The sequence below is a fragment of the uncultured Tateyamaria sp. genome, from assembly GCF_947503415.1.
Classification (GTDB): Bacteria; Pseudomonadota; Alphaproteobacteria; order Rhodobacterales; family Rhodobacteraceae; genus Tateyamaria.
Genome location: NZ_CANNDS010000004.1, coordinates 128,887 through 143,872, shown reverse-complemented (window position 1 = coordinate 143,872; position 14,986 = coordinate 128,887). Strand labels below are relative to the sequence as shown.

17 protein-coding genes are annotated in these 14,986 nt (G+C 61.9%); 7 read left to right on the top strand and 10 right to left on the bottom strand.

The annotated features are described in order from the left end of the window. The first annotated feature begins 26 nt into the window (after positions 1 to 26). Entirely contained in the window at positions 27 to 578 is a 552-nt protein-coding gene (locus Q1A32_RS19620) for a TIGR00730 family Rossman fold protein (protein ID WP_299657106.1), read from the top strand. A gap of 57 nt (positions 579 to 635) precedes the next feature. Here Q1A32_RS19620 and Q1A32_RS19615 read toward each other — a convergent pair whose 3' ends face one another. The 6 genes from Q1A32_RS19615 to Q1A32_RS19590 form a co-directional block, all read right to left on the bottom strand. Continuing rightward, positions 636 to 1,235 carry a superoxide dismutase gene (locus Q1A32_RS19615; protein ID WP_299657103.1) on the bottom strand — a complete coding sequence of 200 codons (600 nt, stop codon included), beginning with the start codon at positions 1,233 to 1,235 and terminating at the stop codon, positions 636 to 638. An 89-nt stretch (positions 1,236 to 1,324) separates the two neighbouring features. Continuing rightward, the gene (locus tag Q1A32_RS19610) at positions 1,325 to 1,729 is read right to left on the bottom strand and encodes a hypothetical protein (RefSeq protein ID WP_299657101.1); all 405 of its coding nucleotides are present in this window, start codon (positions 1,727 to 1,729) and stop codon (positions 1,325 to 1,327) included. A gap of 77 nt (positions 1,730 to 1,806) precedes the next feature. Next, positions 1,807 to 2,376, bottom strand: a complete 570-nt coding sequence (locus tag Q1A32_RS19605) for a sarcosine oxidase subunit gamma (RefSeq protein WP_299657098.1) — start codon at positions 2,374 to 2,376, stop codon at positions 1,807 to 1,809. Beyond that, a complete protein-coding gene (locus Q1A32_RS19600; RefSeq protein ID WP_299657095.1) occupies positions 2,369 to 5,383 on the bottom strand; it encodes a sarcosine oxidase subunit alpha family protein in 3,015 nt (1,004 codons plus the stop codon). Before Q1A32_RS19600 ends, Q1A32_RS19605 begins: the two co-directional genes overlap by 8 nt. A gap of 67 nt (positions 5,384 to 5,450) precedes the next feature. Beyond that, a complete protein-coding gene (locus Q1A32_RS19595; protein ID WP_299657092.1) occupies positions 5,451 to 5,780 on the bottom strand; it encodes a sarcosine oxidase subunit delta in 330 nt (109 codons plus the stop codon). Positions 5,781 to 5,879: 99 nt separating this feature from the next. Next, positions 5,880 to 6,089 carry a hypothetical protein gene (locus Q1A32_RS19590; protein WP_299657089.1) on the bottom strand — a complete coding sequence of 70 codons (210 nt, stop codon included), beginning with the start codon at positions 6,087 to 6,089 and terminating at the stop codon, positions 5,880 to 5,882. Positions 6,090 to 6,289: 200 nt separating this feature from the next. On the opposite strand from Q1A32_RS19590, the gene Q1A32_RS19585 reads away from it, so the two are divergent. Continuing rightward, a complete protein-coding gene (locus Q1A32_RS19585; RefSeq protein ID WP_299657086.1) occupies positions 6,290 to 6,475 on the top strand; it encodes a hypothetical protein in 186 nt (61 codons plus the stop codon). 2 nt (positions 6,476 to 6,477) lie between these two features. Here the strand turns inward: Q1A32_RS19585 and Q1A32_RS19580 are convergent, their stop codons facing one another. Continuing rightward, positions 6,478 to 7,722, bottom strand: coding sequence for a sarcosine oxidase subunit beta family protein (locus Q1A32_RS19580; protein WP_299657083.1), 1,245 nt, complete (start codon positions 7,720 to 7,722; stop codon positions 6,478 to 6,480). Between the two features lie 207 nt (positions 7,723 to 7,929). On the opposite strand from Q1A32_RS19580, the gene ccmI reads away from it, so the two are divergent. The 3 genes from ccmI to Q1A32_RS19565 are packed head-to-tail and all read left to right on the top strand — an operon-like array spanning position 7,930 to position 9,859. Then, positions 7,930 to 9,147 (top strand): c-type cytochrome biogenesis protein CcmI, encoded by a 1,218-nt coding sequence (gene ccmI / locus Q1A32_RS19575; protein WP_299657080.1) that lies wholly within the window; start codon positions 7,930 to 7,932, stop codon positions 9,145 to 9,147. After that, complete coding sequence (gene ruvX, locus Q1A32_RS19570; protein ID WP_299657077.1) at positions 9,144 to 9,620, top strand: Holliday junction resolvase RuvX; 477 nt, start codon at positions 9,144 to 9,146, stop codon at positions 9,618 to 9,620. Before ccmI ends, ruvX begins: the two co-directional genes overlap by 4 nt. Next, a complete protein-coding gene (locus tag Q1A32_RS19565; RefSeq protein WP_299614012.1) occupies positions 9,617 to 9,859 on the top strand; it encodes a DUF1289 domain-containing protein in 243 nt (80 codons plus the stop codon). Before ruvX ends, Q1A32_RS19565 begins: the two co-directional genes overlap by 4 nt. Here Q1A32_RS19565 and Q1A32_RS19560 read toward each other — a convergent pair. The 3 genes from Q1A32_RS19560 to dusA are packed head-to-tail and all read right to left on the bottom strand — an operon-like array spanning position 9,856 to position 12,440. After that, complete coding sequence (locus tag Q1A32_RS19560; protein WP_299657074.1) at positions 9,856 to 10,590, bottom strand: hypothetical protein; 735 nt, start codon at positions 10,588 to 10,590, stop codon at positions 9,856 to 9,858. The genes Q1A32_RS19565 and Q1A32_RS19560 overlap by 4 nt on opposite strands. Beyond that, the gene (locus Q1A32_RS19555) at positions 10,587 to 11,408 is read right to left on the bottom strand and encodes a sulfite exporter TauE/SafE family protein (RefSeq protein ID WP_299657071.1); all 822 of its coding nucleotides are present in this window, start codon (positions 11,406 to 11,408) and stop codon (positions 10,587 to 10,589) included. Before Q1A32_RS19555 ends, Q1A32_RS19560 begins: the two co-directional genes overlap by 4 nt. Positions 11,409 to 11,438: 30 nt before the next feature. After that, positions 11,439 to 12,440 (bottom strand): tRNA dihydrouridine(20/20a) synthase DusA, encoded by a 1,002-nt coding sequence (gene dusA, locus Q1A32_RS19550; RefSeq protein WP_299657068.1) that lies wholly within the window; start codon positions 12,438 to 12,440, stop codon positions 11,439 to 11,441. A 113-nt stretch (positions 12,441 to 12,553) separates the two neighbouring features. On the opposite strand from dusA, the gene Q1A32_RS19545 reads away from it, so the two are divergent. Then, the gene (locus Q1A32_RS19545) at positions 12,554 to 13,642 is read left to right on the top strand and encodes a site-specific integrase (protein WP_299657065.1); all 1,089 of its coding nucleotides are present in this window, start codon (positions 12,554 to 12,556) and stop codon (positions 13,640 to 13,642) included. An 89-nt stretch (positions 13,643 to 13,731) separates the two neighbouring features. After that, entirely contained in the window at positions 13,732 to 14,925 is a 1,194-nt protein-coding gene (locus Q1A32_RS19540) for a DUF932 domain-containing protein (protein ID WP_299657062.1), read from the top strand. Positions 14,926 to 14,986: the final 61 nt, after the last annotated feature.

Sequence of the window (14,986 nt, the reverse complement as noted above, 5' to 3'; positions counted from 1 at the left end):
TCGCGCGCCCGTTACAGGAGCACCACATGTCCCCCCTTTCCGTTTGCGTCTATTGCGGGTCCCGCCCGGGCAAGTCTTCATCCTACACCACCGAAGCTGAGGCGTTGGGGCGCGGCATTGCAGAACGCAACTGGCGGCTGGTGTATGGCGCGGGCGATGTGGGGTTGATGGGATCGGTCGCGCGCGCAGCACAGGCCGGCGGTGGCGACACCTTTGGCGTGATCCCGAAGCATCTGGTGGAATGGGAAGTCGGCAAGGTCGACCTGACCCGCTACGTTGTGACCGAGACGATGCACGAGCGCAAAAAGGTCATGTTCATGAACTGCGATGCCGTTGTGGTCATGCCCGGAGGTGCTGGTTCATTGGACGAATTGTTCGAAGTGCTGACATGGCGGCAGCTGGGCCTGCATGAAAAGCCAGTCGTGTTGATGAACGTCGAAGGCTATTGGGACCCGCTGATTGCGCTTTTGGATCATGTGGTTGCCAGCGGTTTTGCGGATGCGTCGCTGTTGGATTACTTCGAAGTCGTTTCGAGCGCTGATCATGCTTTAACAGCACTGTCCAGGCCAATGACGTGAAAAGAAAAAGGGCCGATCGACGACCGGCCCTTTTCTGGAAGTCAATGCGCGACGCAATCACATCCGGCTTGCGACGTTTTCCCAGTTCACAAGATTGTCCAGGAAGTTGGTCAGGTAGGCCGGACGCTTGTTGCGGAAGTCGATGTAGTAGGAGTGTTCCCAGACATCGCAACCCAGCAGCGCCGTCTGACCAAAGCACAACGGGTTCACGCCGTTCTCGGTCTTGGTGACCTTCAGGCTGCCGTCCTTGTCCTTGACCAGCCACGCCCAGCCTGAGCCGAACTGGCCCGCGCCGGCGGCGGAAAATTCGTCCTTGAACTTGTCGACCGATCCAAAGCTTTCGGTCAGAGCCTTTTCCAGCTCGCCCGGCATGGCACTGTCGCCTGGGCCCATCATTTCCCAGAACTGGTTGTGGTTCCACAACTGGCTGATGTTGTTGAAGATCCCGTTCTGAGCCACGGCGTTCGCATCATAGGTGCCGACGATAATCTCTTCGAGAGACTTGTCCGCCCATTCCGTGCCCTCGATCGCCTTGTTACCGTTGGTGACATAGGCGTTGTGGTGCAGGTCGTGGTGGTATTCCAGCGTCTCTTTCGACATGCCGTTGGACGCAAGTGCGTCGTGGGCATAGGGAAGGTCGGGAAGTTCAAAAGCCATGGTGGGCCCCCTTTCAAGTATTGCAAGGTTGTGCCTGACAGATTGTGCGCGGGCGAGCAAGTTCAAGGCAAAAGCGGCCCGAACTTCGCTTATTGGTTCAATTTGCCCGGTTGGCACTGCCCACGTCCGTTTATGGAATTGAGCACCCCACGGATGGATCCGGAGATCGTGACTTGGGTGCGCGCCTCGTTCAGCACGGCGCGATAGCCAATCGTTGCCGGGCGCGGCCGTGCCGGAAGGTTGCTGACGCGCCAGGTCAGGACATACCTGCCATCGTTGCGCTGTCTGACGCGCAGTGGAATGGGCGCGCCTTTTGTCTCTTCGATGAAAACATCGAACACTTCGGGTGAACCGCCACCGTCCGGGAAACGGAACACGATCACGGGTGAGATGAACCCATCCCCCGTATCCTTGACGTTGCACACCAGATCGAGCGCCGAAACAGGGGCCCCTAGCCCCATCGCGACGGCACATGCCAAAAACAGTCTTTTCATTGTTATCCCCATACAAAACCGTACCTGACGCTCATGCGAGACAATGGGCACAAGTTCAACGGGAATTTGCGGCGCAATCAGAATATCTGAACGGCGCTGCCCGGTTGCGCGGCTGTTGTCAGCAGATCGAAAACGTATTGCGCCTGGCTGCGGAAACACACGATGCGGATTGTGTCGCTGTCATGCATCCAGAACGCCGCTGGCACCTGTGCCATGCGCGTGCGTCGGAACATGCCGGGTGTGAACTGATCGGGTGCCATATCGACCGGAACCAGCTTGGCCAGAACCTCGCGCGCATGGGGGCCCGACAGGTCGAACACAGCGCGTGCGTCGGAGACATCTACACACAGGCTGTGCAGGTCGCCCAAATGGGACTGCATCGTCTCGGTATTTGCTGCAACGTCGTCGTAGGGGCACAGCACCAACAACTCATCCGGCGACATCCAGCACAAGCCGCGATCGTCGGCAACGTGCGCCTGCCCCGCTCCGGGCATATCCACACCCGCGACTGTCGTGGCGGCTTTCTTTAGCTTGGCGTCGGACAAGGGTCCGCGCAGGGTGATCATGCCCTGCATCGGCGCTTCGGTCACTGCGGCGATCCCCTCCGCCCATGTGGCGCCATTCAGGGCACTGATAGCATTAGACATTCTGCTTCTCCCCATCCGGGTCATAGAAGACCGGGCTGACAATCTTGGCCTTGCAGGTCGTGCCATCCGTCCCCGGGAATTCGATCACTTCCCCCATCCGCTCCGGTCCGTGCAGGACCAGACCCATGGCGATGCCCTTTTTCAGGTTGGGCGAATGGTAGGACGAGGTCACGCGACCCTGCATGTTGCGCTGGCCATTTGCATTGGTGCCGTCGGCCACGGCATAGGCCCCATCGGGCAAGACCGATCCGTCCACTGTTTCCAAGCCAACCAGCTTCCAGCGTGCCGGGTCTGCCATGTGCGTGCGTTGTTGCGCGCGCTTGCCCAGATAATCGTCCTTCTTTTTCGAAAGCGCCCAGTTAAGGCCAAGGTCTTGCGGGATGACGGTGCCATCCGTTTCGTCCCCGATCATGATAAAGCCCTTTTCGGCGCGCAGGATGTGCAGCGCTTCGGTGCCGTAGGACATGACACCAAGGCTGTCGCCCACGGCCATCAACGCATCCCACAACGCTTGGCCCTCGGACGCCTTGACCGCGATTTCATAGCTCAACTCGCCCGAGAACGAGATGCGGTAGGCGCGCACGTCGAAGCCGCCCAGCGTGCCGTCCGTCCACTCCATGAAGCCAAGCGCCTCTGCCGACACGTCCATGCCGCCCAGTGCTTCCAGTGCCTTGCGGGCATTGGGGCCAACCACGGCGATCTGCGCGTATTGTTCGGTCACGTTGGCAACATAGACCTGCATGTCCCACCATTCGGTCTGGAGCCATTCCTCCATATGCTGGTGGATGCTCTCTGCCCCGCCGGTCGTGGTGTGACACAGGAACGTCTGGTCGTCGATCCGCGCAACAACGCCGTCGTCGATCAGAAATCCGTTCTCGCTGCACATCAGACCGTAGCGGCACTTGCCCGGTTTCAGCGTGCTCATCATGTTGGTGTAGAGCATGTCGAGGAACTTGCCCGCATCCGGCCCTTTGACAATCAGCTTGCCGAGGGTGGAGGCGTCGAGCAGGCCCAGGTTTTCGCGCACATTCTTCGTCTCACGCATGACCGCGTCGTAGACAGTCTCGCCATTGCGGACAAAGGCGTAGGGGCGTCGCCATTGGCCGACGGGCTCCCAATTCGCGCCGTTGGCATCGTGCCAATCGTGCAGCGGCGTGCGGCGGATTGGTTGGAACACCTTACCGCGCGCCTCACCGGCAATCGCCCCCATGGAGATTGGGGTATAGGGCGGGCGGAAAGTTGTGGTGCCCGTCTGCGGAATGGGTTGATTGAGCGCATCAGAAAGGATCGCGAGACCATTAATATTGCTCAACTTCCCCTGATCGGTTGCCATGCCGAGCGTGGTGTACCGCTTGGCATGTTCGACACTTTCGAAGCCTTCTTGTGCGGCCAACTGCACGTCCGACACTTTGACATCGTTTTGATAGTCCAGCCAAGCCTTGCCACGCAGCGCCTTGCCTGCGCCCTGCGGCATCAGCCACACGGGCGCCATGGGCGCTTCCTCGACACTATGTGCATCAGGTGCTGCGGCCTTCTTCGGTGTGTGGCCCGTGGCTTTGGCTGCCGCCCGCCCCATCGCATGCGCATCCCCCACCAATTCGGCCAAGCCGAAATGCCCGTTTGCGGACCCGGCGGGGCTGACGAACGCCGTGCCATCGGCGCCAAGCGGCGCTTTATCCACATCCGGGCGGAACATCGCAAAATCGTTGTCCCACAGCAGCTTGCCACCGCAATGCGACCAGAGGTGGACGACAGGGGACCAGCCGCCCGACATAGCGACGGTGTCACAGGCAATCTCTTCCAGCACCGCGCCTTCGCCCGCCTGCGAACACACGGCCACGCCGGTGACGCGTTTGCCGCCCAGAACCTTGGCGACGCCGTGGCCCATGAGCACCCGGATGCCCGCCGCCTTCGCTTCTGCCACAAGAGGACTGTCGACCGGCAAGACGCGTGCGTCCAGAATCGCCGGAACGTCGAGGCCCGCGGCTTTCAAAGCGCTTGCAGTGCGGTAAGCGTCGTCATTGTTGGTCACGATGACTGTGCGGTCACCGGGGCTGACACCATAGTTTACCACGTAGTCGCGCACGGCTGCGGCCAGCATGACGCCGGGAATATCGTTGCCCGCAAAGGACAGGGGGCGTTCGATCGCACCGGTTGCAGTGACCACGTGCCCCGCCCGGATGCGCCACAACCGGTGGCGTGGGCCATCGGCCTCGGGCGCGTGATCTGTCAAACGCTCGTATCCCAGCACATAACCGTGGTCGTAGACCCCTGCCCCCATGGTGCGCAGGCGCATCGTGACATTGCCCATGTCAGATAACTCAGACACGAGTTCATCCACGATCTTATCCACAGGCTTGCCATCCACCTCGCCGCCATCGACAGGCGCACGGCCACCCCAATGGGCGGTTTGTTCGAGGATGAGCACGCGGGCACCGGCCTGCGCCGCTGACCGCGCGGCGAGCAGACCCGCTATGCCTCCTCCGACGACAAGTACATCGCAGAAGGTGTGGAAGTGTTCATACGTGTCCGCATCCCGCCCTTTGGGTGCCTGGCCCAGACCAGCCGCCTGCCGGATGAAGGGTTCGTAGAGGTGTTTCCACAGCGGGCGCGGATGGATGAACATTTTGTAATAAAAGCCCGCAGGCATGAAGCGCGACAGCTTGGCGTTGATCGCGCCCACGTCAAACTCAAGGCTGGGCCAGTGGTTTTGCGAGGTCGCGAGAAGGCCCTCGAAGAGTTCCGTCGTCGTGGCGCGCTGGTTCGGCTCGAACTTGCCCTCGACGCCGAGGTTCACAAGCGCATTGGGTTCTTCTGGACCCGCCGCCACGATGCCGCGCGGGCGGTGGTATTTGAAGGACCGACCCACCAGCATTTGGTCGTTGGCAAGCAGAGCGGAGGCCAGCGTATCCCCTTCGAACCCGCGCATCTGCTGGCCGTTGAAGGTGAAGCGAACCGCCTTGTCCTTGTTCAGAAGGCGACCGCCTGTGGCAAGACGTGTGCTCATGTTCGGACCTCATCGCGGGCGGAGGCGTCGAAGCCTCCGGCGGTGGTATTTTCAGTCAGAAGAAACATCATGCGAAATCCCTCCACGTCCAGCCGGGACGCTTTTCGGAAATTGTGTCGCGGATCTCTTTCGGTGGTTCGGTCACCTGGGCCGAATAGGTGCCGAAAACTTCGAGCGTGGTCGTGCAGCGGGCAGCGTGGAACCACTTGCCGCAGCCATAAACGTGCCGCCAGCGTTCGAAATGCACGCCCTTGGGGTTTTCCCGCATAAACAGGTACGTCTCGAATTCCCCATCGGACGAGCCGGGTCCGAAGCGCTTCAGATGCGCCTCACCGCCTGCATGAAACTCGGTCTCTTCCCCGGTCACGCCGCAATTGGGACAGGTCAGGATCAGCATGGGCGCGCTCCGGTCTTTGGGGTAATCTTTGATCCGGGCACGCAAAAGGCGGGCGTCCGAAGACGCCCGCCTGATGCGGTCCGAATACTTGGGGAGGGATTATTCGGTTGGCACCGCCGTACCTGTGGATTCTGTTGTGGCTGGCGCAATTGCGTCTTGTGTTGGCGCCCCTTCACCGCCGCCCGAGCCGATTGAGCCCAGAAGTGCGAGAAGTGCCACAACGGCAACGATGACCGCGAATGAGATAAGCAGCCCGCGTCCCGAGACGCCGTCGCCACGATGGATGTTCGGGTTTGGATAGTCTGACATGGGTAAGCCTCCAATCTATGGGCCTCCATCTCAGCATGTTGTGGTTCAGGCGCAATCGGACGGCCGTGGTTGCGACAAAACGGGCCGAGGGCAGCCGGTTTGACCGCATGCAGGTGGCTGCGTCCCGCCGGTTTTGCGATTTCACGTGACGCGGGGGCGGCAGATATGCAAGTGTCAACCAAAGTTGACAGGAGATCACCATGGATCACACAACCGGCGCCATCCTGGTCTTTGGCGCAATCGCAGTGGGTGCCGTCATCATGTTTCTGCTGGAACAGCGTGCCGCGGCTAAACGGAAAGAGGCCCGTGGCGGGCGCGAGATTGACGTCGCCAACCTGATCGCCTTTGGCTCTGCCGCAGGCGAAGGGGAAAAAACGCATAAATAGCATCAGTGCGCCACCCCGGCGGCCACGCTTTCGTCGATGAACCGACCCTCGCGGAAGCGGTCCAAGCCAAATTCATCCGTCAGCGGTGACCGTCCCTTGGCCATCAGTTCGGCCATGGCCCAGCCGGAACCGGGGATCGCCTTGAACCCGCCGGTGCCCCAACCGCAGTTGATGAACATGCCGTCTACAGGCGTTTTCGACAGGATCGGCGACCGGTCCCCCGTCACATCCACGATCCCGCCCCATTGACGCAGCATCTTGAGGCGCGAAATCATGGGGAATGTCTCGACCAGTGCGCGCACTGTTTCCTCGATATGATGAAATGACCCGCGCTGGGTGTAGTTGTTGTAGCCGTCGGTGCCGCCGCCAATTACCATCTCGCCCTTGTCCGACTGGCTCATGTAACCGTGCACCGTGTTGGCCATGACGACCACATCCATGCAGGGTTTGATCGGCTCGGACACCAACGCTTGCAGGGCGACGGATTCGATGGGCAGACGGAAGCCTGCCATGTCGGCCACATGGCCTGAATGACCAGCCACAACCACGCCCAGCTTGTCGCAGTCGATGGCCCCTTTGGACGTGTCGACGCCCACGACCTTGTTGCCGTCGCGCCTGATGGCCGTGACTTCGCATTTCTGGATCACGTCCATGCCCATGTCGGAGCACGCACGCGCATAGCCCCAGGCGACTGCATCGTGGCGCGCCGTGCCGCCGCGCGCCTGCCAGAGGCCGCCCATGACCGGATAGCGGGGGCCATCAAGATGGATGATCGGCACCAGTTCCTTGACCTTTTCGGGGCCGATGAATTCGGTTTTCACGCCTTGCAGCGCATTGGCGTGCGCCGTGCGCTGGTAGCCGCGTACCTCGTGATGGGTCTGGGCCAGCATGATGACGCCGCGCGGGCTGAACATGACGTTGTAGTTCAGGTCCTGGCTCATCGTTTCGTAAAGGCTGCGCGCCTTTTCGTAGATCGCGGCCGACGGGTCCTGCAGGTAATTCGAGCGTATGATGGTTGTGTTGCGGCCCGTGTTGCCGCCGCCAAGCCAGCCTTTTTCAAGGATCGCCACATTGGTGATCCCGAAATTCTTGCCCAGATAGTAGGCCGTCGCCAGACCGTGCCCGCCTGCGCCCACGATGATCACATCGTATTTCTTCTTGGGCTCGGGCGCACGCCACGCGCGTTCCCACCCGGTGTGATAGCGAGCGGCCTCTCGGGCGATGGCAAAGGCAGAATAACGTTTCATGTGCAGCTGTCCGGACCTGTGGAATCGCAAGGCGAATAGGTGAGGTTGTAATCGCCTTTGCGGCCCGGACAAGTCGCTGCTTGGGCGGCGTTTTTTGACGGATTTGCGACACGCGATACAAGGCTGCGACATCAAGGGTGCGACAAGCGGTCTTTTGTGTGGCGCGCACAAGGGTTACATGGGCTTGAACGACACGATGTGGTGCGCATGTTATTCTGGATTATCACGGCTTTTTTGACGCTTGCGGTACTGGCGACACTGGCCCGCGCAATGCTGCGCGGATCGGCAGGCGATAGACCACCTGCGGCCTATGATCTGGATGTCTACCGGGATCAGCTGCGCGAGGTGGATCGCGATCTGGCCCGTGGCGTCGTGTCCGAAGCTGATGCCGAACGTGCGCGCACCGAAGTGTCGCGCCGCATTCTGGCCGCGGATGCCGCCTTGCAAAAACACCAACAGACCGCACGCGCGTCCGGTGGGATAATCACCCTCGGAGTGACCATCGGTGCCGTCATTGCCGGGTCCTACTACATCTACATGCAACTTGGCGCGCCCGGATATGGCGATCTGGCCCTCGCCAACCGCATCGAGGCGGCACAGATCCTGCGCGAAGAGCGCCCCGGTCAGGACAGTGCCGAAGCGAGCATTGACGGTCAGAATTCACCCCCGGATGTCGATCCAGACTATGTCGTGTTGGTTGAACGGTTGCGGCAGACCGTGATCGCGCGCCCCGATGATCTTCAAGGGCAGGAATTGCTCAGCCGGGCCGAAGGTCGGTTGGGCAACTACGTCGCAGCGCACGCGGCCAAGGCGCAGGCGATCGCGCTCAAGGGCGACGAAGCGACGGCAGAGGATTACTCGCAATACGCCGATCTGTTGATCTTGGCGGCTGGTGGCTACGTGTCGCCGGAGGCCGAGAACATGCTCGAAAGAACGCTTGCCATCGACCCGACCGACGGGCCGGCGCGGTATTACTATGGCTTGATGATGTCGCAGACCGGGCGACCCGACACTGCCTTGCGCATCTGGGACCAATTGCTGCGTGAAGGACCGGCAGACGCGCCATGGATCATCCCTGTTCAGGCTCAGATCGAAGAGATGGCCGTGCGCGCGGGCGTCAATTACGCAATCCCCGCCATCGGCACCGGGCGCGGACCGTCTGCGGACCAGATTGAAGCCGCCCAAGACCTCAGCCCCGCGGAACGCATGGAAATGATCCAAGGCATGGTCACCGGCCTGTCTGACCGTCTGGCAACCGAAGGCGGTCCGGTTGAAGACTGGGCGCAATTGATCTCGGCCCTCGGAGTGTTGGGTCAGATGGATCAAGCCCGCGCCATTCTGATCAACGCCCGCGAAGTGTTCGGCGACGACCCCGGCGCTGCCGATATCCTGAGCCGCACGGCAGACCGCGTCGGTCTGGAATGATCACGGATGACACGGCGGCGTTTCTGACCGCCCTGCCCCCAATGCAGGCCCTGATGGGGCTGGACCTTGGTGACAAGACCATCGGCGTGGCCGTGTCGGACACGTTCTGGTCTGTCGCGACCCCGCTTGAGACGGTGCGGCGCAAGAAATTCGGGGTGGATGCCGCGCGTCTTCAAACCATCCTCTCGGAACGCAATGTGGGCGGCCTTGTCCTTGGCCTGCCGCGCAACATGGATGGCTCCGAAGGGCCGCGCTGCCAATCGACCCGCGCCTTTGCGCGGAACTTCGAGCGTCTTTGGGACGGCCCCATCACCTTCTGGGACGAACGGCTGTCCACCGTGGCTGCAGAAAAAGCGCTGCTTGAGGCGGATACGACACGCAAACGTCGCGCCGAAGTCATTGATCACGTGGCGGCAGGCTATATCTTGCAGGGGCTGCTGGACCGGTTGGCCGTGATGAAGAGGCAGGCATGACAGACGTTCCCCGTTCCCTTGTGTGGAACCGCAACGAGATTGAAAGCCCCTGCGTGCAGATCTGCGTGATCCACCCCGAGACGCGGCTGTGCACCGGCTGTGCGCGCTCCATCGACGAAATCGGCGGCTGGAGCCGGATGAGCGTTGAAGAACGCCGCACGATCATGGCGGACCTGCCGAACCGCGACGCAGCGCCAAAGGGGCGTCGTGGCGGACGCGCTGCCCGGCTGAAGCGCTAAGCGCGCAGCCACTCTCCGGGATCGGGAAATTCAGGCCGGAAAAACGCGATCATGCGGCCACTATCCGTGGGACCGTTCCATGGTGTCGTGCCGTGCAAGGCAAAGCGGTGGATCAGGAAGGATTGCCCCGGGCGCGCGCGCAACGGCACAGCCTCGCAGGTTTCGAACACGTGCCTGCGCGCGGCGTGATAGGCGTCCGTCACATCCACATCGCGCGGGTCAGCAGCCCCAATCGCCTCGGACAGCGCAGCCTGCATGATCTGGTGACTGCCCCTCCACACGACAGTCGGCGCTGCGGCCACGTCATTCAGGGGCAGCCCCAGGATATAGGCGTGAGACTCACGCGGATACCGCCGCCGCTCCGCCCCTTCGGGCAACAGCCCATCCACATGCGCAGCCATGCGGTTCACACGATATCGGTGATTGGCGTCGCTCTGATCCGGGTCGCGAATGGGATAGCCCGGATAGATGATAGACACTTGTGCAGCATGCTGCGGTAGCGCGGGCACGTGGTCTTCCCAAGGCCCCTGCAAGGGCACACCATTCACCGATCCGTCCGGCGCATTGGGCAGCTCATCCACGCCGACAAACCAAGTATTCCCGTGGCGAAGGTTGCGGGCTTGAGCCTCCGGATCATCAGTGATCTTTTTGGACACGTGACGCGCGGCCTCCGCCCATTGCGCAGTACGCGGATCATGGGCGAAGACCACAAATCCGTCCGCGTCCATCATCCCAACAGCGCCTTGCGCAACATGTTCAGGGCGACCAGCACCAGAAAGATCGCGAACACGCGCTTGAGCGGACCAGGATCCATCGCATGGGCCAGCTTTACGCCCAAAGGTGCGGTGATCAGCGTCATCGCAATGATCGCGCCAAAGGCCACAAGGTTCACTGCTCCTACAGTCAACGGCGGCACAGGCCCATCCAGCGATACAAACAAAAAGCCAATGACCGACGGCACAGCAATTAACACACCAAAACCCGCAGCCGTCGCGACGGCGCGGTGGATCGGTACGGAAAAGAGGCTCATTAACGGCACACCAAAACTGCCGCCGCCAATGCCCATCAGCACCGACAAGAACCCCATGACCGGGGACACGGTCGCACGGCCAAAGCCTATCGGCATGACCGGTCCCAAACGCCAGCTTGTGCGGCCCAAGCCTATGTACAGCCCCACGAACAAAGCCAGTATGCCAAAGATCGCCTGCAAGGTCGTCGTGCGCAATTGTGCCACCAGCAACATGCCCAGCACAGCGCCAATCACGATCCCCGGCGCCCAGCTGCGCAGGATATCCCAATCGACTGCGCCCTTCTTGTTGTGGCTCATCACCGACCGAACAGAGGTCACGATGATCGTGGCCAGCGACGTCGCCAGACACATCTGCATCAGATCCGGCCCGTCATAACCAAGAGTTTGAAACGCGTAGAAAAAGGCGGGCACCAGAACGATGCCGCCACCGACGCCAAGAAGGCCCGCCAACACACCGGCAAATGCTCCAATCACGGCCAGAAAACCCAGCATCTGGATCAGTAGAAATGTGTCCGGCATGGCAGGCTCCGCAACTCAGGTCGCGCGGTGCTATACTGCTTTGGCTTCCGGGGCCAGAGCCGTGACTTGCGCAAGCGCCGCCTCGACCAACTCGGGGCCTGCATCGTCACGGGTCGCCCCTTCGCTCAGCATCCGTCGCCAGCTGCGTGCACCGGGGCGGCCCGCAAACAGACCCAGCATATGTCGCGTGATCTGGTGCAAGCGTCCGCCTTGGCTCAAATGGGCCTCAATATAGGGCAGCATGGCGTACACTGCGTCCTCGGCGGTTGTGTCGTGACCCTTGCCAAAAATGCGCCGATCCGCCTGCGCCAGAATATCTGCGGGCTGGTGATATGCCGCCCGCCCGATCATCACGCCATCAAGGCCACTGTCGAGCAGCGCCTCGGCATCCTCCAGCGTGGCGATGCCGCCATTGATCGAGATGTGCAGGTTGGGAAACAGTCCTTTCATCCGCTGCACCAGATCGTAGTCGAGCGGCGGAATATCCCTGTTTTCCTTGGGGCTCAGCCCCTTGAGCCACGCCTTGCGTGCGTGGATCGTCACCCGTTCACACCCCGCAGCCACGATGCGGGACAGGAATTCGGGCAGCACCTCTTCGGGGTCCTGATCATCCACACCGATGCGGCATTTGACGGTGACCGGCACGTCGACGGCGGCGCGCATGGCGGCAACGCACTGCGCCACCTTTCCCGGCTCGCGCATCAGGACAGCACCAAATGTGCCGGATTGCACCCGGTCCGACGGGCACCCGCAGTTCAGGTTGATCTCGTCATAGCCCACATCAGCACCCAGCCTTGCCGCCTGCGCCAACTCAATCGGCTCCGACCCACCAAGCTGCAAGGCGACGGGATGCTCCGCTGGATCATGGTCCAACAGGTGCAACGCCCCTCCGCGCACAAGTGCGGGGGCTGTCACCATCTCGGTGTACAACAGCGTCTCCGCACTCAGTTGACGATGCAGGTAACGGCAATGCCGGTCCGTCCAGTCCATCATCGGGGCACAGGATAATCTAGCGTGTTGATTTATTTGCATTTTTTGTGTATCTTCAAACTGTTGGCGGCGGATGCTGCTACGCTGGAATACGCCCCAATATCCCCGAATTTGCCCTTTTACGACGACTCATTGCACACACAGCGCACACGAAAATGGCCTCCATCACCAAGCTCCCCTCCGGTGCCTACCGGGTCCAGATCAGACGAAAGGGCCGCTACGCGAGCGAGACATTCCTCCGCCGCGACGACGCCCATCGTTGGGCCCGCCATGCGGAGACCCGGGTCGATCAAGGGCTGGCTCCGAACAAGTCGTCCGTTTCCCGCCTCCAGACCTTTGGCGACCTCATCGACCTTCATATAACCGATATGTGCGAGGTAGGGAAACCGCCGCGTCGCAGCAAGGCCGCAACGCTCAAGACGCTCAAGCGCGATCTGGGCAAGGAGAAGATCGGGCACCTCGATCGGCAGAAGCTGATCGACTACGGCAAGATGCGGGCGGATCAAGGTGCGGGCCCGGTCACTCTCGGGATCGACATCGGCGTGATCAAGATGATCATCACCCATGCGGCGGCTGTGCACGGCCTGGATATCTCTCCGGAACCCGTCGATCTGGCGCGCGTTGCGCTCAAGCGTCTCGGCCTCATCGGCAAAGGCACAGAGCGGGATCGTCGCCCTACCACGGACGAGCTGAACCGCCTCTTCCGTTGCTTCGATGACAACGAACGCCTGACCCTGCCGATGACACGGATCGTCAAGTTCGCGGTGGCCACGGCCATGCGGCTCGATGAGATCTGCCGCGTCGAATGGACCGATCTCGACGTCGATCGCCGCATGCTCATGATCCGCGACCGAAAAGACCCGCGCAACAAGGCCGGGAACGACCAGCGGATCCCGCTCTTCGCCGCCACGGGGTTCGATGCCTGGGCATTGGTCACCGAACAGGCCAAGAAACTCGGGCACGCAAGCGGCCGGATCTTTCCCTACAACTCGAAATCGGTCGGAACGGCCTTCCGGCGCGCCTGCGTCGAGGTCAGCGTGAAGGACCTGCATTTCCACGATCTGCGCCATGAAGGCACTAGCCGTCTGTTCGAGGCCGGATTCACAATCGAACAAGTCTCGCTTGTCACCGGCCATAAGGACTGGAAGATGCTGCGCCGCTACACCCATATCCGCCCGGAAACGCTGCACCGGCTCGCCGCGTCGCGCGGCCACTCCCCGCTGGGGGATCTCGCAGCGGAGTGACCCGAGAGTCAGAGGGGTGCCGTTCCGGCCCGTGACGGGTTTGGAGGTCGGGAGAGAGGCTCCCGGCCGCCCGTCGCGGAGGTTTTTCAATGAACACCGAAATCATCGATGCCGGGCGTGACATGAGCGGCGGCTACAAGGTGGATGCATCGCGCGGCACGAATGTGGACCGGGTGTCGTCCGAGTGGTTCTCGCGGCCGGATGACGAACGGTATCTGTCGCTCGACGATCTCTTTGCGTCCGTCAAGGGCCGGGCGGAGCGGAGCCGGACGCGCACGGTGGAGAGCGCGGCGATCCGGATCGACGCGGATCGCGACAACCCGGAGAAGCTCGGACTTGTCCTGCCGGGCGCGGATGAGCCCGTCGCGCCGACGCATTGGAGCTTCGGCCAGCTCTCGAGCCTTGTCGGTGCACCAGCGGCCTATCTGCGACAACTGCCCGCGCCGCTGGCGGGGATCAATCTGCAGTATGGGCTGACCAACCACCGGGCGGAGCAGATCAAGACGATGGAAGTTGCGGATGGCCGTACGGAACTCCGTGCCGTGACCGGCCCAGACTATGGCCGCATCTACGACCATGAACTGGTCTCCGCCGTGCAGCGGATCGCGGGCAACGGCACCGGCGACACGCGCTGGAAGGTGCCGGGCGTGCTCGACTGGTCGACCGGCATCTACAACCCGCACGTGGACGTCACGAAGGAGACGACGACGCTCTACGCCTCCGACCGCGACGTGTTCCTGTTCCTCGTCGATGACCTGAACCCCATCGAGGCGGGGCTGCTGCCCGATGGCTCACCCGACCTCTACTTCCGGGGGTTCTATTGCTGGAATTCGGAGGTGGGTGCCAAGACCCTCGGCATCGCCAGCTTCTACCTGCGCGCGGTCTGCCAGAACCGCAACCTCTGGGGCGTCGAGGACTTCCAGGAGATCACGATCCGGCACTCGAAATACGCCGCCTCCCGCTTCGCCCACGAGGCCGCTCCGGCGCTCAGCCGCTTCGCCGAGTCCTCGCCCGCGCCCTTCATCGACGGCATCCGCGCGGCGCGGGAGAAGATCGTCGCGCGGTCGGACGAGGAACGGCAGGACTTCCTCAGAAAGCGCGGGTTCTCGAAGGCGGAGACGGGGCGGATCGTCGAGACGGTCCTGGCCGAGGAAGGCCGCCCGCCCGAGACCGTCTTCGACTTCGTGCAGGGGATCACGGCAGTCGCCCGCTCGAAGCCGCAGCAGGATGCGCGGTTGGTGATGGAGGGGAAGGCGAAGGTGTTGTTGGAGAGGGTTCTCTAGTACCCACAAGAGCAAGCGGTTAGATGAAGTGCCGCTTGCCCTAATCTTTCGAAACGAAGAC